The following is a 19,120-nucleotide window of genomic DNA, read 5'->3' as shown; positions in this document are numbered from 1 at the left end:
TCGATCCGGAAAAATCGCGTCATTCCGGATGTTCAAATGCGAGTCGAATGCCACAGGCGATCTTCAGGTTCCATTCACCCTGCCGCGAACATCGAGCGCCATCACGGAAACGCGCGATTTTCACCTAAGTACATGAAAAGCAATGGGTAATTCCGGTTTTACGATTCGGTCGGAAGTTCCGGGACTTTGCGCCTTAAGTCCCGCTTAAACCGCACGTGGCGAGATGCGTGACGCGGACGGGTGGTCCGCAAAGTTTAGGCGTTGCGTTCCGTATGGCGATCACTGCACTGAGGACACAGGCGGCGGCACTGGTACATGCATCGGTGCGGTCGAACCCGGCTGAGCGTTTGCGCCATGAGCGCTTCGTTCTGTCGCGTTTGCTCGTCGGAGGCGGTGCACTCAGTCTCGCTCCAGCCTATCTGGCCTGGCGCGGAGCGCTCGGAGCTTTCGAGGCGGTCATGGTTGTGGCTGCGGCCCTTCCCGTCCTGGCCGTCGTGCTGCTCTCCCGCACCGGCCGGCTCGACATCGCGCATCTGATTTCTTCGGCGGCCCTGTCTCTCTTCATCGTTGCGCTCGCCGCCGTGACCGGCGGCCTGTCCTCGCCGCTGCTGCTGTGGCTCGTCGTCGTTCCGGTCGAGGCAGCGTTTTTCGGTTCGCGTGACTTCGTCCTGAGGGCAGGCTGGATGGCTGTTACTGCCTTGGCGGCCGCCATCGGCCTGCAGCATCTCGGCCTCCTGGCCGGGCCTGCCGTCTGGACCAGCGAAGCAATGTCGATGCTGGTCATCGCGGCCCTGGCGCAGGTGCTGATCGCGACCGCGATCATGCTGCGTCGGCGCGATGTCGCGGAACGCGCGCACCGTGCGGCGGATACGCGGGCGCAGCTTCTCCTCGATCACGTCGGTGATCTCGTGACCTGGCATGACGCCGGCGGCGCCGTCGTCTTCGCCAACGCCGCGGCGCGTGCGCTCGCCGGTGCCGAGCCGCGCGAACTGCTCGGGCGCGGCCTGCTTGATCGCGTCCATGTCGCGGACCGTCCGCTCTTTCTGAAGGCGCTGAGCGATGCCGCCCATGGCGATGGCACCGCCACGGCCTGCTTCCGCACGCTCTTCGTCCCGCGGGAAGGGGATAATCGCCGGCCGGTGTCGCTCTGGCTGGAAATGCAGGCCTATCGCACGGGGGAGGCCGAGGCGAAGGACGGTGCCGCCGTGGTCTGCGTGATGCGCGACGTCACGGAGCGCCGGGCCGCCGACGAGGAGCGCGATCGCGGCCACGCCGAGGCCTTGCGTGCGAATGACGTCAAGGCGCAGTTCCTGGCGACGGTCAGTCATGAACTGCGGACGCCGCTGAACGCCATCATCGGCTTTTCCGAGATGCTGGGCTCCGAGGAGAACGGCTGGATCGATGCGGCCAAGCGGCTCGAATACGCCCGGATCATCCATGCCTCCGGCCACCACCTGCTCGAAGTCGTCAACACCCTGCTCGACATCTCGAAGATCGAGAGCGGCGCGATGGAGATCGAGCGGGACCCGCTCGATCTCGCCGAGCTTGCCCGCGACTGCTGCACGCTGATGGCGCTGCGCGCCGAGAACGGCGGCATTGCGCTCGACCGTGTCGCCGGCCCGGCGCTTCCGTCGATCGAGGGCGATCGGCGTGCGCTGAAGCAGGTCGTGCTGAACCTGCTGTCCAATGCGATCAAGTTCACGCCGGCAGGCGGGCGCGTCGTGCTCGCTATCGTCCGCGACGGCGATATGATCGACCTCTCCGTTTCCGATACCGGCATCGGCATCGCGGCCGTGGACCTGCCGCGGCTGGGCGATCCCTTCTTCCAGGTCAGGGGCGCCTATGACCGCAACCATGAAGGCACCGGCCTCGGCCTCTCGGTCGTACGTGGCCTGGTCGGCCTCCATGGCGGGCGCATGACGGTCGAGAGCGCGCTCGGCGTCGGCACGCGGGTCTCGATCCGGCTCCCGGTCGGCTGCGCCGAAGCCGTCGAGCCGCTGGCCAAAATCGTCACTTTCGCACGGGCTCCGCGGAAGGGGCTCGAAACCAAAGAACCACTCCGTCTGACTGCCTGAAAACCGAGCTGACCGATGTCCGTGACCATGGCCGCCCGCGCCCATTCCAGCGCCTCCCTGTCCGCCCCTGTCCGGCGCGCGCAGCCGGCACGCCGCAAATCGTCCTGGCTCGGGCGGATCAGCCGCACGGTCGGGCGGCGGCCGGGCCGGGCGATCCTGCTTCTCGCCTTCGGTATCGTTTCCTGTGCGATCGTCGCCAATGCGCTGATGTTCCAGAAGGCGCGCCACCCGGCGCCGATGCTCTCGGCTGCACCGGCGGCGCCGCCGCGCGCGGCGGCTGAACGCCGCGCCGAGCCGGCCCCCGCGCCGATCCAGGACGCTGCACCGGCTCCGCTTCCGACGCCGGCCGCGGTGCCGTCGCGGCCGCCAGCGCGGCCGGCCGACCTTTCGAATGCGCAGCCGGTCCGCGAGGCGGCGCCGCGTCCGCCGGCCCCGGTCGCCAGCCAGCCGCGCACGGCGCAGTCCGCGACAACGTCGGTACCCAAGGCCGCGTCGGTCCGCGACCCGATTGCCGACCTCATCAACGGTGGCGATCTCCGCCCGCCGGCCGACGTCAAGGGCGCGGCGTCCCGCTCCGCTGCCGCGCCGCGTCGATCGGCCGAGAACTGAGCCGGGCGGCGCCGGGTGATGGCGCGCCTGACCAGCGAATTCTGGGTATCGGCCTATCTGCGCCAGGCCGGTCTCGACGGGCTTTTCGCGGTGCTGCGGCGGCGGGGCGCGCGCGAGGCCGGTGCGATCTTCGTCAAGCTCGATCGCCTCGACGGCACGGCCGCCCTCTACGGCCCGGCGCCCCAATCATTGGCCGAGGACGATGGCGAGCGCCGCTTCCAACTCCTGATCGAAGCCGATCCGCTCACGGTCGAGGATCGGGTCGATAGGGAACTGCGCTTCGACAGCGATCTCTGGCTGGTCGAGATCGAGAATCGGATCGGCGATCCGCGCCTCAAACTGGCCGACGGATAGCGCTTTCTCTCAGCCCCGCTCGCGCTTTGAGCCGATCCGGCCAAGAACCTMGGTGAGACCGAGCTGAGCATCCGGGCGGGAAGCGCCGGGCCGGGCCGGCGTTCCGCTCGGGTCCATCGCCGGCTGGTGCTGGCCTTTGCGCGGCGAAGCGGACACCGGCAGTACGCCGGCAATCTGCATCGCCAGCCGAAACGCGATCGATGGCTTGACCAGGCGCATCAGATCGACCAGCGCGAAGATCCGTTCGACCGAATGCGCCGTCTCGTCGCCGAGGCGGATCAGGAAGCGCGTAGCGTCTTCGACGCGCACTCCGCTGGCGATGAGGCTAAGAGCCGCAAGATCACGTGAATCATCCTCTACCATCGCAGCAGCGAACGGCGCGCCGCCGCCGAGATGCCCGGCGACCGCGGCGAATGCGCTCGTGCGGTCTTCGCCGGCCAGGATGAGCCAGTCGGCAAAGGTCGAGCTAGCGACCGCCGGCCGCCGCTCGCTCGGATGCAGGGCCTCGCGCGCCATCAGCGATTCGAGAATGGCGAGGCGGCGCTCCGGCCCTGCGCGGAGGAAAAGTGGAGCCAGTTCGAGATTGGACAGGTCTTCGCGTGCCAGCAGGCCGAGCTGATAGGCCGCGTCGACCCGCGAGCGGGCGATCAGCGTGTCGACGGCGGCGCGGGGCAGCGGGGCCTCCCGATTGCCGATCAGGGCGAGATCGATGGCGCGTTCGGCTTCGGAAACCAGCAGCAGGACCGCGGTGTTGGTGAGGTCCTTGCGGACGGAGAGGGCGCTACGGATCGCGGCGTCGCCGGTCTCGGCAAGCCGTTCGAGCTCGGCAGGCGAAATCGGCATGCCGTGACGCAGCATCTCGATCAGGACCGCGCCGCCGCGCGCGGCCAGCGTTGTCAGCACCGCGAGTGGGGTATGCCGCCAACCCGCGAGCTTGCGCGCCAGGATCAGCGCGGTCGGCTCGTCGACGGTCGGAACCAGCATCACCGCCATCTCGTTGAAGGCAGCGATATCCTCCCGCGGCGGCTGCGGGGTCGACATCAGCAGGTCGGCCTTCACCCGCAGCGAGACCTGGCTGAGGCCGAGGTCGCCGTCGCGGGCGAGGCGGGCAAGATCGGCGAGTTCCTGGGAGATACGGGCAGGCATGGTTGGCTCGGCTGCGAATCCGAAGGGTTCGCTCAAATTATCCCCGAGGCATTAAGGCCACGTTAACCATGCTGGAGCCTGATGTCCTTGAGGGCCTGCGTCGGGTGCGGCCTCGCGCACCAGGACGGCTCTCGCGATTGCAACTCGGGCGCTGGATAGGAGGCGCTGCATGGCCGTCATCATCCCCTTTGCGCTCTACCGCTACCCGCAGGCGCGGTCCTGCCCGTTTCCGCGACGCACGGCGGAAATCCTGTTCTTCACCGGTGTCCGCTATGAGCGCTCCGCCGAAACCTCGCCGCTTCAGGCCAAGGCGCGCCCCGCGCGGCGCCCGCGCAAGGCGGTGCGCAAGATGGATCACAGGCAGCCCGCGTGAGACGACGACTACCCGATGAAACGCGGCCGCTCCGGCGCCGGTCCCGAAGCGTTGCCGCCCTGGCGCTGTCGTCAGGGCTTGCCCTTTCCGCGTGCTCGGCGACCGACGGCGATCTCGGCCGCCCGCGCCCGACCGTCTGGTCACAGCTGATCGCTCCGGAGGCGGGCTTCCTGTCGGCGGCCGGGCGCGGTGAGGCTGCGTCCTATTTCCGCCTGACTGACGATGAGGAGCAGCTTCGCGATCGCGCCTGGCGCTTCGTCATGCCCGGCAGCCCGCACAGCGCCTTCCAGGGCGAGATATCGAACTTCGCGCATAGCCGCATCCTGCCGGTCGCGGCGCAATCAAACGACGTTTCGGATTATTTCCGCGGGCTGACCTCGATGTCCTTCGCCTCGCAGGTCTCGCGCTATAACCGCCTCGCGGAAGACGCGAATGCCGACCGCCTGCTGGTTGGCCCGTTCCGCGCCAATGCGATGCGCGTCGTCACCATGGATCGCGTCCGCATGCGTGCCGCCGAGTCCTCGCCGGATGTCATTCCCGGCAAGCAGGAGCCGGCCATGGCGCGCGTGATCGAGAATGAGGGACTGATCTACTGGGTCTGCGAGCGCCTGGATTTCCGGATCAGGAGCTATCGCTACGCGCTGACCAATCTCGTCGTCGAGATGCCCTCGCGTGAGGCGGTCCGGGCCGAACGCGCGATCATGGCGCTGGCGGCCGAATCCGCTCCGCTCTGCCAGATGCAGCTCAATGGCACTTTCGGCGAGGGCAAGCGGCCCGTGGTCTACAAGGGCTAGCGGGTCTCGCTCAGTTCGCCATCCCGCATTCGACACCCGTCGCGAGCCCTTCGGCATCGGCCTTGTCGGACGGCAGGCGGACGAGGACGCGCACCACGATCAGCCCCTGCTCGGTATCGGAGACGATACGCAGCTCCCGGCTGGTTTCGCCTTCCTCGTCGGCTGCGATGCGTTCGTCGCGCTGGGCTTCGGTCATGACCAGGAATTCGAGCACGCCGCGGATCGCCGCCCGGTCGGTGATCGCGTAGATCACGCCGCCGCCCTGACGGTGCAGCGTCAGGCCGAGCGGCAGGCCGCCGGTCCTGGCGACGACGCGCATCGGCCCGTTGGAGAGATCGTAGCTGCAGATCGCGGTGACGACATCAGGGTCGGCTTCGCGCAGCGCCGGCAGTCCGCGCGCATCGCCGGGCGCCGGGATGAGTTCGGCACGGCCGTTGGTGCCGAGTTCGCGATAGGCGTGGGCGGCATCGTGCAAGGACAGCGAGGGCACGGCCAGGATGGTGACGATGTGCACGATGGCAGCGAGGATCAGCCCCGCCAGCGTGGTCATGACAAGGCGCACGAAGCCGCTGCGCAGCCGGGCTCTCCATTGTGCCGCGGATGGAGCAGGGGGCATCGCCATGTCGTGTTCGATCGCGCTCATCGGCAGTCGAGGCGTTCGATGCGGGGCAGGTTGGTCGCCCGCGTCTCGCCCGTCTGGCTGGAGATCGGAGTGTCGTAGAGGCGCAAGCGGAACTGGAAGCGCCCGCTCGCCGGCAGGGGAAGCCAGTTGCCTGCCACGGGCGTTGCAGCCGCCGCGATGGACAATTGTCCGTCCTCGGTCCGGACGATCTCGGAATCCGTGAAGCTTGTGCGTTCCAGCGGCAGTCTGAACGGCAGCCCGTCGGTATCGGTGACGCCGAGCGTCCAGCCGCGCGTCGTCGGCGTGGCGCCGGACAGCCAGTAGCGGCAGCGCCCGTCGAGCAGTTGTCCGTCATCGTCGCGCTCGGCGATGAGCTCGAGGCCTTCGCCCGAGCCCAGCGGCAGATGGACGCCGCGGGCAAGATAGGCGCGCATGTAAGGGTCGATGTCGCGCCCGCCGCTGCGGGGCCAGGCCATCCAGGCCCCAACCTCGACCTTGCCGAGGGCGGGCCGGCCGGCCACGGCCCAATGCGCGGAGCCAAGGCCGAGCCCGGCTCCGAGCGCAAGGATATAGGCGAGATCGAAAATCCGCACGCTTGCCTTCCGCTGGCGTGATGCCCCTCACGCGAATTGACCCGTGTGAACACGGGCCGTCAACCGTACGCGCCTCCGGCACGCTGCGAAAAGCTGGCCGCGGCCTTTCGCCTAAAGCATGCTCTAAGCTTTTAGAATCGATCACCTTTCCTGCGATCGGACGCTTTCACACAATCGCAGCGTGATCTAGCGCAGCCGCGTGTCGGCCCCCGAAACCTCGCGGATGCCGACCTGCACCGGCCTGCCGGCCACGCGCGATCGTTCGATCGTCTTGAACAGTGAGCCGACGGCCGACAGCGCCTCGAAGGATTGCCGCGGCATGTGTCCGGCGCCGGGCCCGGGCTGCTGGCCCGCATCAGGCGCCGCTGCGCCGGCCTTGGCCACGACCAGAGCMTTGGGGTCGGTGGTGGGCACGCCCGGAATCGGCTTCAGCTCAAGCCCCTGATGGGCGAACTGCATGATCTCCTTGAAGGTCATCGCCGGCAGCGATCCGCCGGTCATGTTGGCGGTCTCGGCCGAGTTGTCGTTGCCGAACCAGACGGCCGCGACGAGGTTGCCGGAGTAGCCGACATACCAGGCGTCCTTGTAGCCGTTGGTGGTGCCGGTCTTGCCGGCCGTCACGACCCCGTCGAGCGCAGCGCGGCGGCCGGTCCCCTCGGTCGGCACTTTCGAGAGCATGAAGTTCATGTCCTGCGCCACTTGCGCGCTCAGCACCTGCTTGGGCGGCGGCTCGTCCCGGTCGTGGCGGTAGATGACCTCCCCCTGCGAGTTGGCGATCTCGATGGCGGCATAGGGCTTTGCCCGTTTGCCGCCATTGGCGAAGACGGCATAGCCCGCTGCCTGGTCGATGACGGTGACCTCGGCCGCGCCGATCGGCAGCGAGACCGTGTCGGTGAGCGGCGTGGTCAGGCCCATGGCATGCGCCGTCTCGACGATCTTCTTGCGGCCGATGGCGGCGGCGCGCGCCTCGTGCGTCTCGCCGGTGGCACGGCCGATGGCGATCGACATCTGCACGGGGATCGTGTTGATCGACTTTGCCAGCGCGACTGTCAGCGGTATCGAGCCGGCATAGGAGCGGCCGTAATTGTTCGGGCACCAGTTGCCGATGCAGACCGGCCGGTCGGTGACGATGGTGGAGGGCTTGTAGAGCCCCGACGACAGCGCCGCCGCGTAGACATAGGCCTTGAATGATGAGCCGGGCTGTCGCTGGCTCGCGGTCGCGCGGTTGAACTGGCTCGCGCCATAGTCCCGGCCGCCGACGATGGCGCGCACCGCCCCGTCCGGATCCATGACGACGGTCGCGGCCTGCTTGACGCGATAGGCCGGGCCATGCTGGCGCAGAACCGTCTCTATCGCTTCGTCCGCGCGTGCCTGGATCGCGGAATCATGCGGCGTCTTCACCAGCAGCACGCGATCTGGTCCGAGCTTGCCCTCGGCCACCAGCTCTTTCACCGCGTCGAAGGCCCAGTCGAGATAGTAGTCGGGGCTGGAATCGCGCTTGCGATCGACCGGTGTCGCCGGATTGCGCTTGGCGCTGTCGACCTGGCCGGCGGTCATGAAGCCGGCATCGACCATGGCGTTGAGCACGTCGTTGGCACGCGCGCGGGCGGCCGGCAGGTTCACATGCGGGGCATATTTCGTCGGCGCCTTGAACAGGCCGGCGAGCATCGCCGCCTCGGCCAGCGAAACGTCCTTCACCGACTTGCCGAAATAGTATTCGGCCGCCGCCGCGGCGCCGAAGGTGCCGCCGCCCATATAGGCGCGGTCGAGATAGAGCTTGAGGATCTCGTTCTTGCTCAGCCGGGTCTCCAGCCACAGCGCCAGGAAGGCTTCCTTGATCTTGCGGTCGAGCGAGCGCTCGTTGTTGAGGAAGAGGTTCTTGGCGAGCTGCTGGGTCAATGACGAGCCGCCCTGGACCACGCCCGAAGCCCGGGTGTTGACCAGCAGCGCCCGGAAGGTGCCGATCAAGTCGATGCCGAAATGGTCGTAGAAGCGGCGGTCCTCGGTCGCCAGCACGGCCTTGAGCAGATGGTCGGGCATCTCCTCCAGCTTGAGGGAGTCGTCGTGGCGCGCCCCGCGATGGCCGATCGGCTGGCCGTAGCGGTCGAGGAAAGTGACGGCGAGGACCTGGTTCTTGAGTGCTTCCTCATTGCCGATGCGGAAGGCGGGCAGGGCGAGCATCAGCAGGATGAGGGCGCCGACGATGCCGATGTTCAGGCCTTCGCTGGCGAACTCGGCCGCGACGCGCTTGAATCCGGTGACCGTCAGGCGGTCGGCCTGGCTGCGAATGCGCTCGTAGATTTCTCCGGCGCCGCGGCCCGCACCCCACAGGCTGGCATCGAGCCATGAGTCGGCGGCGAGCGCATAGCGCTTCAGCCGCGTCTTCCAGCCTGCCTTCCTGAACTCCATGGCCGTTCCAGGCTTCTCGAATGGCCCCCGACACAGTGCTGCCGTGCGATGATCGCGTTGGCAACAGCATTGCGCCCGAGAATGGACACATAGTTACGCGCCGTCTCCAGATAAGGGACGGGCGCAAAGAATCCTTTCCCGCGAGCAGGAAGCGAGCCAGTGCTATTGTCCCACCCTGATACAGAAGCTGCCGTCGAAGCGGCGCTCTTCCATCTTGGCGCGCGGCGGCGCATAAGCCGGTCATGACGCTGAAGCAGCCGAAAGACGAGCCGTTCTGGCGCACCACCCCGCTCGAGGGGATGTCGGTGGAGCAGTGGGAATCGCTCTGCGACGGCTGCGGCCGCTGCTGCCTCGTCAAGCTGGAGGACGAAGACACGGGGCGTATCTTCGCGACCGATGTCGGCTGCCGGTTGTTCGACGCCGGAACCTGCCGCTGCAAGGACTATCCGAACCGTTCGCTCAAGGTGCCCGACTGTGTGACGCTGACCCCGCACGACGTGCGCACGCTCCCCTGGCTGCCGCCGACCTGTGCCTATCGCCTTGTCGCGGAAGGCAAGGATCTGCCCTGGTGGCACCCTCTCGTTTCCGGGGATCCCGAAACGGTGGTGGCGGCAGGGGTGTCCGTCCGCGGCCGCGTCTTCGCCTCGGAGGACGACGTCCCGGAGGAGGAGGTTGCCGAACGCATCGTCAACTGGCCGCTGCGTTGGCCGCGCGGCGCGCGGGCAGGCCTGAAATGACGCGTCGGCGTTTGTGCGCTGCCCGGGATTTTGTTGCACCTGCTCATTGATTGTTCAGGTGCTTTTGGGCATGACCGCCCCGTCCCGCCGCCGGTGTCGCCAAGGCATCGACGGCATGCACACGAAACTTTCGCATCGCCGCGGCGTTGCTGCGCCCGGCTGCAAACGAAGAGGTTGAAGTGATGGCTGGTGGGAAGTGGGTCTACACCTTCGGCGACGGCAAGGCCGAAGGCGAGGCCGGGATGAAGAACCTGCTCGGCGGCAAGGGCGCCAACCTCGCCGAGATGAGCAATCTGGGCCTGCCGGTTCCCCCTGGCTTTACCATCACCACCGAGGTCTGCACCTCGTATTACGATAACGGCAAGAGCTTCCCGGCCGATCTCGACGGGCAGGTCAAGGTCGCGCTCGACGGCATGGCCAAGCTCACCGGCAAGACCTTCGGCGATCCCGCCAACCCGCTGCTCGTCTCCGTCCGCTCCGGCGCGCGCGCCTCGATGCCGGGCATGATGGACACCGTGCTCAATCTCGGCCTGAACGACGAGACGGTCGAGGCCGTGGCGAAGGCGGCCAATGACGAGCGTTTCGCCTGGGACAGCTATCGCCGCTTCATCACCATGTACTCCAACGTCGTGCTCGACATCGACCACGGCCTCTTCGAGGAGGCCCTGGAGGACTACAAGGAGCGCAAGGGCCTGCACCTCGACACCGACCTCAAGGCTGCCGACTGGAAGGTGCTGGTCGGCAAGTACAAGGACATCGTGAAGAAGGCGCTCGGCGCCGACTTCCCGCAGGACCCGCAGAAGCAGCTCTGGGGCGCTGTCGGCGCCGTCTTCTCCTCCTGGATGAACGCCCGCGCGATCAAGTATCGTGAGCTCAACAGCATCCCGGCCTCCTGGGGCACCGCCGTCAATGTCCAGTCGATGGTGTTCGGCAATATGGGCGACACCTCCGCGACCGGCGTCGCCTTCACCCGCAATCCCTCGACCGGCGAGAACGCGCTCTATGGCGAGTTCCTGATCAACGCCCAGGGCGAGGACGTCGTTGCCGGCATCCGCACGCCGCAGGACATCACCGAGACGGCGAAGAAGGAGGCCGGTTCCGACAAGCCCTCGATGGAGAAGGCGATGCCGGAGGCCTATGCGGAACTCTGCCGCATCTACGGCATCCTCGAGAAGCACTATCGCGACATGCAGGACATGGAGTTCACCATCCAGGAAGGCAAGCTCTGGATGCTGCAGACCCGCTCCGGCAAGCGCACCGCCAAGGCGGCCCTGCGCATCGCGGTCGACCTGGCCACCGAGGGGCTCATCACGCAGGAGGAGGCGGTCGGCCGCGTCGAGCCTTCCGCCCTTGACCAGCTCCTGCACCCGACCATCGACCCCAGGGCCGAGCGCCGCGTGCTCACCACCGGCCTGCCGGCCTCGCCCGGCGCGGCCGCCGGCGAGATCGTCTTCAATTCGGATGATGCCGAGGCCGCCAAGAAGGCAGGCAGGAAGGTCATCCTCGTGCGTGTGGAGACGAGCCCCGAGGACATCCACGGCATGCACGCCGCCGAGGGCATCCTGACCACGCGCGGCGGCATGACCTCGCATGCGGCCGTCGTGGCGCGCGGCATGGGCAAACCCTGCGTCTCCGGCGCCGGCCAGATCCGCGTCGACTATGCCAAGGGCACGCTCTCCGTCGGCCCGACCACGCTGAAGGCGGGCGATTTCCTCACCATCGACGGCGGCAACGGCCAGGTGCTGCTCGGCGAGATCAAGATGCAGAAGCCGGAGCTCTCCGGCGAGTTCGCGACGCTGATGGGCTGGGCCGACAAGGTTCGCCGCCTCAAGGTCCGTGCCAATGCCGAGACGCCGGAAGACGCGAAGACCGCCCGCGAGTTCGGCGCAGAGGGCATCGGGCTCTGTCGCACCGAGCACATGTTCTTCGAAGGGGACCGCATCCAGGCCGTCCGCGAGATGATCCTCGCCCAGGACGACAAGGGCCGGCGCGCGGCGCTCGCCAAGCTCCTGCCGGTGCAGCGTCAGGACTTCGTCCAGCTCTTCACCATCATGAGCGGGCTGCCGGTCACGATCCGCTTGCTCGACCCGCCGCTGCACGAATTCCTGCCGCAAGGCGAGAAGGAGATCGCCGAGGTTGCCGCGGCGCTGGGCGTCACGCCCGATGCGCTGAAGCAGCGCGCCGCGGAACTGCACGAGTTCAACCCGATGCTCGGCTTCCGCGGCTGCCGCCTCGCTGTCGCCTTCCCGGAAATCGCCGAGATGCAGGCCCGCGCCATCTTCGAGGCAGCCGTCATCGCCGCCAGGGAGACCGGCAAGCCGGTGATCCCCGAGGTGATGGTGCCGCTCGTCATGGGCAAGCCTGAGCTCGATCTGGTCAAGGGGCGCATCGACGCTATGGCCAGGGCGGTGATCGAGGAGAGCGGCACGAGGATCGACTATCAGGTCGGCACCATGATCGAGTTGCCGCGCGCCGCGCTTCGCGCCGCCGAGATCGCCGAGAGTGCCGAATTCTTCTCCTTCGGCACCAACGACCTGACTCAGACGACGCTCGGCATCTCGCGCGACGATGCCTCTTCCTTCCTCGGCGCCTACACCGCCAAGGGCCTGCTCGACGCCGATCCCTTCGTCACCATCGACCAGGACGGCGTCGGCGAGTTGGTAAAGCTCGCCGCCGAGCGCGGACGCAAGACGCGGCCCGGCATCAAGCTCGGCATTTGCGGCGAGCATGGCGGCGACCCGGCCTCGATCGGCTTCTGTGAGAGCGTCGGCCTCGACTATGTCTCCTGCTCCCCCTTCCGCGTGCCGATCGCGCGGCTCGCTGCCGCGCAGGCGGCACTGGGCGCGATCAAGCCGAAGGATGGCTGAGGCCAGCTTCCGTCATGCTCGGGCTTGACCCGAGCATCTCTTCGACGAGATTCCCGGCTCGCCGCGGTGCGGCGCCCGGGAATGACGCCCGGTCGTGAGAAGGCGTTCGCCCATGCCACAGCTGACCACTATCGGCTTCGATGCCGACGACACGCTCTGGCAGAACGAGCAATTCTTCCGGATGACGGAGGATCGCTTCGTCGCGCTGCTCGGTGAACATGGCGAGGCGGCCGAGATTTCCGGCCGCCTGCTCGAGGCGGAAAAGCGCAACCTCGGCTTCTATGGCTTCGGCATCAAGGGTTTCGTGCTCTCGATGATCGAGACGGCGATCGAGATCACCAGGGGACAGGTTCCAGCCTCCGTCATCGGGGAAATCCTCGCGGCTGGCCGAGAGATGGCCGCCCATCCGGTCGAGACGCTGCCGCATGTCCATGAGACGCTTGAGGCCCTGTCCGGCGACTACCGGCTCGTGCTCATCACCAAGGGCGATCTCTTCGACCAGGAGCGCAAGCTCGCCCAGTCCGGCCTCGGCGATTTCTTCCATGCGGTGGAGATCGTCAGCGACAAGAAGGCCGCCACCTATGACCGCATCTTCACCCGTCACGGCGACGGGGCAGGGCGGGCGATGATGGTCGGCAACTCGCTGAAATCCGACATCCTGCCGGCGCTCGAGGCGGGTGCTTGGGCCGTGCATGTCCCGCACGATCTGACCTGGGTGCTGGAGCATGCCGAAGAGCCTGTCGGGCACGGTCGCTATCACGCAATATCGGACCTTGGCCCTCTGCGGGGCCTTGTCGAGCAACTGTTTCGCTAGCGTTTCGCAGCTCGGCGGTGCCGGAGGTCAGTCGACCCAAAGGCCATGTCTGCGATGCCATTCCTCGATCGATTCCTCCGGATAGCCTTCGAAGCTCAGGTCATTCGCTGCGATATCCGGGTCGACCCAACCGGCCTTGAAGCGCAGCATGATATGGGTCTTCTCGGGAGCGTGCGGCAGATGGCTGTCGATTGCAGAGGCGAAGGGATGCAGCAGATCCGGCCAGCGCGGATCGAACAGCCAAAGCGCCGTCCCGCAGGTCTTGCAGAAGCGGCGCTGCGCCTGCGAACGCTCGCAGACACCGTCATCGCCTCTGATTTCCGCGCTGAAGCTGCCGATCGCGTCTCTGCCCTCGACCTTCAGCGTCGCCGCATCGGCCGACAGGTTGATCGCGAAGCCGCCGCCGCCAGCGGTTTTGCGGCAAACCGAGCAATAGCAGAGCTGGTACGGGACCGGCGCATGGCTCTCTACGGAGAAGTGCACCGCTCCACAGCGGCATGAGCCCTTCAGCTTTATCGGCATGATGCAGCCTCCATTCGCCAGTAACACCGGCTTTCGCAGAGTGTTCCGAGATGTCTGCTGCAGGCTTACTGGACCCTTCTTGCATTCCGTGCTAGGGAGCACGATGTAAGACGAGATGCGGCCGGGTTCTGGCCACCCCTCCGCTCGGCGGCTTGTCCGGTCGGCGGTTACGAATCAGATCCACCACACATCGCTACAAGGCCATGGCGAGGCGTCCGCGCGTCCCGTCGTGTCATCACGATAGACGCGGATCTGAAACGTAAGGACTAACCCCATGAACAAGGGCACCGTGAAGTGGTTCAACACCACCAAGGGCTACGGCTTCATCACGCCTGAGAACGGCGGCCAGGACGTTTTCGTCCACATCAGCGCTGTCGAGCGCGCCGGCCTGCGCGAGCTGCGCGACGGCCAGGTCGTCTCCTTCGAACTCGTTGCCGATCGCAAGACCGGCAAGACCTCGGCCGGCAACCTCGTCGTCGCCTGAGCCAAACTACAGCCGGGACGGCGTCGCGCCGCCCGGCATACGACAAGCCTGCCGGCGCTGTGGCTAGCGGTTCGCCGGCGGGTTCGACTATCAGTATCAGGCCGGATGCGGGCCTGCGGCGCGCCGAATTCCACATGCGCCCCTCGCATCGCGGCGTCCGGAAAGACCTTTCTTGACCAAATTCACCGATCTCGGCCTCGCCGAGCCGCTGCTCAAGGCGCTCGCGGCCGAGGGCTATGAAACGCCGACGCCGATCCAGGCGCAGGCGATCCCCCACATTCTCGAGGGCCGTGACCTGCTCGGCGCCGCCCAGACCGGCACCGGAAAGACTGCTGCCTTCTCGCTCCCGATGCTGCATCGGCTGCTCGGCAAGCCGCGCCAGATGCCGCAGCGCGCGGTGCGCGCGCTGATCCTCTCGCCGACGCGTGAACTCGCCGCCCAGATCGAGACCTCGATCCGCACCTACGCGCAGTTCACCACGCTGCGCTCGACGGTGATCTTCGGCGGCGTTCCGGTCGGCAAGCAGATCCGCGCCCTCGGCGACAAGATCGACATCCTCGTCGCCACCCCCGGCCGCCTGCTCGACCTCGTCGACCAGCGCGCCGTCTCGCTGCGCGAGATCGAGTTCCTCGTCCTCGACGAAGCCGATCAGATGCTCGACCTCGGCTTCATCCATGCGCTGCGCCGCATCGCCACGCTGATCCCGAAGGAGCGCCAGACGCTGCTCTTCTCGGCGACCATGCCGAAGCCGATCCGCGAGATCGCCTCCGCCTATCTCACCCATCCGGTCGAGGTCGCGGTGACGCCGGTCGCGACCACCGCGGAAAAGATCGACCAGCGTGTGATCTTCACGGAGCAGAACGACAAGCCGGCATTGCTGGCGAAGACGCTGAACGTGCCCGAGCTCGAGCGCGCCATCGTCTTCACCCGCACCAAGCACGGCGCCGACAAGGTCGTGCGCCAGCTCGGCCAGTCCGGCATCGAGGCGGCGGCAATCCACGGCAACAAGAGCCAGGGCCAGCGCGAGCGTGCGCTCGGCGCCTTCCGCGACGGTAGCTTGCGCATCCTCGTCGCCACCGACATCGCCGCCCGTGGCATCGATGTCGACGGCGTCAGCCATGTCGTGAACTACGATCTGCCGAACGTGCCCGAGAGCTATGTCCACCGCATCGGCCGCACGGCACGCGCTGGCGCTTCCGGCGTGGCCATCGCCTTCTGCACGCCGGAAGAGCGCGGCGATTTCGCCGCGATCGAGAAGCTGACCGGCGTCAAGCCGACGCCGGTCGGCGAAGTGCCGTACTGGGACGGGCGCACGCCGAAGAAGCCGCAGCAGAATCGCGGTGGGCGCGGCCAGCAACAAAGCCGCCCGCAAGGGCAGGGCAGGCCGCAGGGGCAGCCCGCCCAGCAGGGCAAGCGAGCCGAGCACGCCGGCCACCGCAACCACGCCAATGGCGGCGGCCCGCGGCCGGAACGCCAGGACCGGCAAGAGCATCGCCCGCGCAATGCCGAGCGGCCGCAGCGCCCTGAGCAGACGCAGCAGCGAAAAGAAGCGGTTTCCGCAAAAGAAGGGCTTGGCGGCGTCGCGTTCTTGCAGCAAAGAACACAGCAACCACGCACCAACGGCGCCCGGCGGCGCGCGCGCTGACGCGCGATCGGCCAGAACAGGGTGGGCTACATCCCGGCTTCCGAGCCGGACGGTGGCCCGCTCCGCGCCAGGAGCCGGATCCGGCCAGATTGTTCAATCTGGCCGGTGAATCCGTCTCCGGACTACTGGTAGAGAACGCTTGATCCGGTCAGATTGCGCAGCAATCCGACCGGCGCGTGCTCTGGGGCTCACGAAGGACGACAGATGGCGAAAGAAGAACTGCTTGAATTCGACGGCACCGTGGTTGAGGTGCTCCCGGACGGCAACTACCGGGTCAAGCTCGACAACGACCACGTGATCCTGGCCTATGCGGCCGGCAAGATGAAGAAGAACCGCATCCGCACCATCGCGGGCGACCGGGTCATCGTCGAGATGTCGCCTTATGATCTCGATCGCGGCCGCATCAACTTCCGCCAGAAGACAGCCGGCCCGGCCCCCGGCGGTCCGCCGCGTCAGAACTTCCGCCGTCGCTGAGAGATCTGCCGATGCGCCTGTCGCGGAATGAGCTTCTCTTCATCGCGCTGGGCGCCATTCTCGGTGCTGCGGTCGGTTACGGCGTGAAAGCGGGCTTCGTCGTTCAGGACGGAGCCTTTCCGCCTTTCGTCATCGTGCTGCTGGGGCTCGGTCTTGCGGAGGTGCTGATCGGCTACGCGGCAGGCCGCTCGCCCGGCACGCTGGTCGGCATGCCCGCCCGCTTCCTCGCCTTCGTCGTCGGGGTCTGCATCTTCCTGCTCGGCGAACGCTACATCTGAGCGGGCGGATCGCGCCGCACCGCGGCCCCCCACGAAAAACCAGGCACCACGAAAAAACCCCGGCGCGAGGCCGGGGCATAAGTGGTCATTTCCGTGGTAAAAAAGGGTCTGCGTGAAACTCCTGCCCGGTCGGCTCAGTAGCCGGCGCGGGACCAGTATTGCGAGCCGGGGCTGACCAGGACCTGGCGCTGCCGCGTCTCGTAGACGGCGGGGATTTCTTCCCGCACGACTTCGGTGGGACGCACCATCACCTTGCGCTGACGCTGCGTGTAGACTGCCGGAACCATCTCATACTCGACGGTCGCCGGCGAAACCACGACCCGGCGGCTCTGGTAGCCATACTGCGCGGGAACATCGACCCAGCAGCCGACCGTATTGCCCCAGGCATCGCGGGTCACTTCCCAGCGACGGGTGGCGGCCGCAACGAGCACCTGCTCGGTCACGGTCTCGTAGACGGCGGCGCGGGGGTGGGCGATACGCCGCTCCGGCGCGATCATCACCGTGTCGGTCACAGTGTCGTACTCAGCCGGGACGACGCGGTGCTGCGTCTGGGCAGGGCGAACCTGATAGGTCTCGTTGATGGTGCCGTAGACCGGCGGCGCGTTGACGAGGTTGTAGCAGGCGGAGCCGCGGCAGCCACCCGCCTCGGCGGCGGAAACGCCGAGTAGCAGCGTCGCGGCAAAGGCCGAGGCGGCAATGATCCGGGATGAAGGGAGCGAGCGCACCATGTTGGACCTGACCTGTCGGTTCCGGCGTCAGCGCGCCGTTCGTGGTGGTCAGAAAGCCCGCGGGAAGAAGTGAACGCAAGGTAAATGCTAAAACAAGGTAAAATTAACCACGTTTGACGGCGCGCGCATCCGCATTGATCCGGCGTCGGTTTTGCTGCCGAATGGCTGTGCGAATGCCGTGGTGGCCACCCGGTAGCGGGGGCGGCCATCGCTCCGGTTGCTGAAGCCGGGCCTGGGCCGTCAGGTCTGGCCAGGACGAAGCTGGTAGAAGACGTGCTGGCCGATCGTGTCCATCTTCTTCAGCTTCTTGGCCCAATACGGCCGCACATATTGCGCGTGGTAGTGTGTGGAGGCGCCGACTTCGGGCAGATAGGTCGTGCCCTCATAGACCTCGCGTGCGATCCGCACCGCGTCGCGCCAGGGGCCCGGCTCGGTGATGCGTAGCGACTTGCCCTCGCAGGTGAAGGTGAACTGGCAGGACAGGTAGCGGTTGCTGTTCTGATAGACGACGCCGCAGACGCTGCTCGGATAGAGCCCGCTCTTTACGCGGTTGAGCACGACCTGCGCCACCGCAGCCTGTCCCTGGAAGGATTCGGAGCGCGCCTCGAAATAGACCGCTTCCGCCAGGCAGCGCTGTTCCTTCGCCATCGCCTCGGGCGCGATCAGGCTGGTGTAGTCCTGCTTCACACCAGGCTCCGCCAGGCGCAGGTCGTGATTGGCCGGCGCGGAGGCGAGCGCGACGCGGCTGCGCTGCTGCGGCGCGCCATGTGCGGGCAGGGCGGCCGGCGTCAGCGTGCCGATGACCGAGCCGACGAGGGGCGTCGAGGAGGATTGCCGGTTGGCCTTCGGCACAGATGGCGATGAGCCGTCGATGCTTTCGAGAAAGAGTTCCGCCTGCCGCGCCGAAGTAATCTTCGGCTTGAGCGACACGGGCGAGGAATCCGACAGGGCCGGATCGGTCAGGCCCTCCTCGTTGGCATAGGTCTCGAAGCCGGTCTGCKGGCCGTCGACGGCCTCGGCCGCGCGCATCGCGTCGATCGAGAAGCCCCCGGAAATCAGTTTGGGCTGGGTGTCGCCGAAGACGACGCGCTCCAACTCGATGGAAGGGTGTTCGGAGAGGCCCGGCCGCAGGCTCGGCAGCATGTCGCCCTTGGCCGTGCGGTCGACTTCGGGAAAGTTGGCGACAGTGCGCTTCAGATCCTCACGCGGCGCGCGCGGATCGACGACGATCCGACGTTCCGGATCCTCGAAGGAGAGCTTGGCCTGGGTGACGGCGGAGGTCAGCGCGAGGCCGGGCAGCCGGAAGGCGCTGGCGGCGACCAGCATCGAGGGGCCCTCGGCCAACTCCGAGGCGGGGCCGGGCGCGACCCGGTCGATGGCGCTGGAAGGCAGGCCGGTCGGCCCGAAATTCTGGCCGGCGGAGGCGGTGAAGGACACGAGCAGCCCGACCGACAGCGCCCAGGGCGCGACCGTGTTCGCGGCCCATTTGATGCCGAGAGGGCGCTGGCTCCGCCCATGCCTGTGAAGACGCCGATGACTCAAAGCGACACACCCGTCCCGATCGCACGGAACGAAAAACCCAGCAGACGACGCTGC

The 19,120-nt window shown here is 67.2% G+C and carries 19 protein-coding genes; 12 read left to right on the top strand and 7 right to left on the bottom strand.

Annotation, left to right across the window (positions count from 1 at the left end; translation table 11 throughout):
- Nucleotides 1-272 precede the first annotated feature (272 nt).
- From AC1DIN_RS06220 to AC1DIN_RS06210, 3 genes are read left to right on the top strand one after another with little or no spacing between them, the layout of a single operon-like run.
- Nucleotides 273-2,075: a sensor histidine kinase gene (locus AC1DIN_RS06220; protein WP_476809079.1), complete on the top strand. Its 1,803-nt coding sequence runs from the start codon at nucleotides 273-275 to the stop codon at nucleotides 2,073-2,075.
- A 15-nt stretch (nucleotides 2,076-2,090) separates the two neighbouring features.
- On the top strand, nucleotides 2,091-2,684 hold the full coding sequence (locus tag AC1DIN_RS06215; protein WP_476809078.1) for a hypothetical protein: 594 nt from the start codon (nucleotides 2,091-2,093) through the stop codon (nucleotides 2,682-2,684).
- A gap of 18 nt (nucleotides 2,685-2,702) precedes the next feature.
- Nucleotides 2,703-3,038 carry a DUF1491 family protein gene (locus tag AC1DIN_RS06210; RefSeq protein ID WP_441468763.1) on the top strand — a complete coding sequence of 112 codons (336 nt, stop codon included), beginning with the start codon at nucleotides 2,703-2,705 and terminating at the stop codon, nucleotides 3,036-3,038.
- A gap of 9 nt (nucleotides 3,039-3,047) precedes the next feature.
- On the opposite strand, the gene AC1DIN_RS06205 is transcribed toward AC1DIN_RS06210, so the two are convergent.
- Complete coding sequence (locus AC1DIN_RS06205; protein ID WP_476809077.1) at nucleotides 3,048-4,184, bottom strand: DUF2336 domain-containing protein; 1,137 nt, start codon at nucleotides 4,182-4,184, stop codon at nucleotides 3,048-3,050.
- Nucleotides 4,185-4,353: 169 nt separating this feature from the next.
- On the opposite strand from AC1DIN_RS06205, the gene AC1DIN_RS06200 reads away from it, so the two are divergent.
- Both AC1DIN_RS06200 and AC1DIN_RS06195 read left to right on the top strand, forming a co-directional pair.
- A complete protein-coding gene (locus tag AC1DIN_RS06200; protein WP_476809076.1) occupies nucleotides 4,354-4,557 on the top strand; it encodes a hypothetical protein in 204 nt (67 codons plus the stop codon).
- The gene (locus AC1DIN_RS06195) at nucleotides 4,554-5,351 is read left to right on the top strand and encodes a hypothetical protein (protein WP_476809075.1); all 798 of its coding nucleotides are present in this window, start codon (nucleotides 4,554-4,556) and stop codon (nucleotides 5,349-5,351) included. The genes AC1DIN_RS06200 and AC1DIN_RS06195 overlap by 4 nt, the downstream gene beginning before the upstream one ends.
- Nucleotides 5,352-5,361: 10 nt before the next feature.
- Here the strand turns inward: AC1DIN_RS06195 and AC1DIN_RS06190 are convergent, their stop codons facing one another.
- From AC1DIN_RS06190 to AC1DIN_RS06180, 3 genes are all read right to left on the bottom strand, one after another.
- The gene (locus AC1DIN_RS06190; RefSeq protein ID WP_476809074.1) at nucleotides 5,362-5,994 is read right to left on the bottom strand and encodes a DUF1254 domain-containing protein; all 633 of its coding nucleotides are present in this window, start codon (nucleotides 5,992-5,994) and stop codon (nucleotides 5,362-5,364) included.
- Nucleotides 5,991-6,566, bottom strand: a complete 576-nt coding sequence (locus tag AC1DIN_RS06185) for a DUF1214 domain-containing protein (RefSeq protein ID WP_476809073.1) — start codon at nucleotides 6,564-6,566, stop codon at nucleotides 5,991-5,993. Before AC1DIN_RS06185 ends, AC1DIN_RS06190 begins: the two co-directional genes overlap by 4 nt.
- 186 nt (nucleotides 6,567-6,752) lie before the next feature.
- Complete coding sequence (locus AC1DIN_RS06180) at nucleotides 6,753-8,975, bottom strand: transglycosylase domain-containing protein (RefSeq protein ID WP_476809072.1); 2,223 nt, start codon at nucleotides 8,973-8,975, stop codon at nucleotides 6,753-6,755.
- A gap of 242 nt (nucleotides 8,976-9,217) precedes the next feature.
- Here AC1DIN_RS06180 and AC1DIN_RS06175 point away from each other — a divergent pair, with 242 nt between their 5' ends.
- The 3 genes from AC1DIN_RS06175 (at nucleotide 9,218) to AC1DIN_RS06165 (ending at nucleotide 13,393) form a co-directional block, all read left to right on the top strand.
- Complete coding sequence (locus AC1DIN_RS06175) at nucleotides 9,218-9,712, top strand: YcgN family cysteine cluster protein (protein ID WP_441468756.1); 495 nt, start codon at nucleotides 9,218-9,220, stop codon at nucleotides 9,710-9,712.
- A gap of 182 nt (nucleotides 9,713-9,894) precedes the next feature.
- The gene (ppdK, locus tag AC1DIN_RS06170; RefSeq protein ID WP_476809071.1) at nucleotides 9,895-12,579 is read left to right on the top strand and encodes a pyruvate, phosphate dikinase; all 2,685 of its coding nucleotides are present in this window, start codon (nucleotides 9,895-9,897) and stop codon (nucleotides 12,577-12,579) included.
- Between the two features lie 112 nt (nucleotides 12,580-12,691).
- Complete coding sequence (locus tag AC1DIN_RS06165; RefSeq protein ID WP_441468754.1) at nucleotides 12,692-13,393, top strand: HAD family hydrolase; 702 nt, start codon at nucleotides 12,692-12,694, stop codon at nucleotides 13,391-13,393.
- Nucleotides 13,394-13,420: 27 nt separating this feature from the next.
- On the opposite strand, the gene AC1DIN_RS06160 is transcribed toward AC1DIN_RS06165, so the two are convergent.
- Nucleotides 13,421-13,915: a GFA family protein gene (locus AC1DIN_RS06160; RefSeq protein WP_441468753.1), complete on the bottom strand. Its 495-nt coding sequence runs from the start codon at nucleotides 13,913-13,915 to the stop codon at nucleotides 13,421-13,423.
- A 274-nt stretch (nucleotides 13,916-14,189) separates the two neighbouring features.
- Here AC1DIN_RS06160 and AC1DIN_RS06155 point away from each other — a divergent pair, with 274 nt between their 5' ends.
- From AC1DIN_RS06155 to AC1DIN_RS06140, 4 genes are all read left to right on the top strand, one after another.
- Nucleotides 14,190-14,399, top strand: coding sequence for a cold-shock protein (locus AC1DIN_RS06155; RefSeq protein ID WP_441468752.1), 210 nt, complete (start codon nucleotides 14,190-14,192; stop codon nucleotides 14,397-14,399).
- 172 nt (nucleotides 14,400-14,571) lie between these two features.
- Nucleotides 14,572-16,044 carry a DEAD/DEAH box helicase gene (locus AC1DIN_RS06150; RefSeq protein ID WP_441468751.1) on the top strand — a complete coding sequence of 491 codons (1,473 nt, stop codon included), beginning with the start codon at nucleotides 14,572-14,574 and terminating at the stop codon, nucleotides 16,042-16,044.
- Nucleotides 16,045-16,248: 204 nt separating this feature from the next.
- Nucleotides 16,249-16,518 (top strand): translation initiation factor IF-1, encoded by a 270-nt coding sequence (gene infA, locus AC1DIN_RS06145; protein ID WP_047578165.1) that lies wholly within the window; start codon nucleotides 16,249-16,251, stop codon nucleotides 16,516-16,518.
- Between the two features lie 11 nt (nucleotides 16,519-16,529).
- The gene (locus AC1DIN_RS06140) at nucleotides 16,530-16,796 is read left to right on the top strand and encodes a hypothetical protein (protein WP_441468750.1); all 267 of its coding nucleotides are present in this window, start codon (nucleotides 16,530-16,532) and stop codon (nucleotides 16,794-16,796) included.
- 134 nt (nucleotides 16,797-16,930) lie between these two features.
- Here AC1DIN_RS06140 and AC1DIN_RS06135 read toward each other — a convergent pair whose 3' ends face one another.
- Complete coding sequence (locus AC1DIN_RS06135; protein WP_476809070.1) at nucleotides 16,931-17,524, bottom strand: hypothetical protein; 594 nt, start codon at nucleotides 17,522-17,524, stop codon at nucleotides 16,931-16,933.
- A gap of 240 nt (nucleotides 17,525-17,764) precedes the next feature.
- On the bottom strand, nucleotides 17,765-19,066 hold the full coding sequence (locus AC1DIN_RS06130) for a cell wall hydrolase (protein ID WP_476809069.1): 1,302 nt from the start codon (nucleotides 19,064-19,066) through the stop codon (nucleotides 17,765-17,767).
- Nucleotides 19,067-19,120 lie beyond the last annotated feature (54 nt).

The organism is Allobosea sp. 05T438, assembly GCF_056396025.1.
This window is presented reverse-complemented; position numbering and strand designations above follow the sequence as displayed.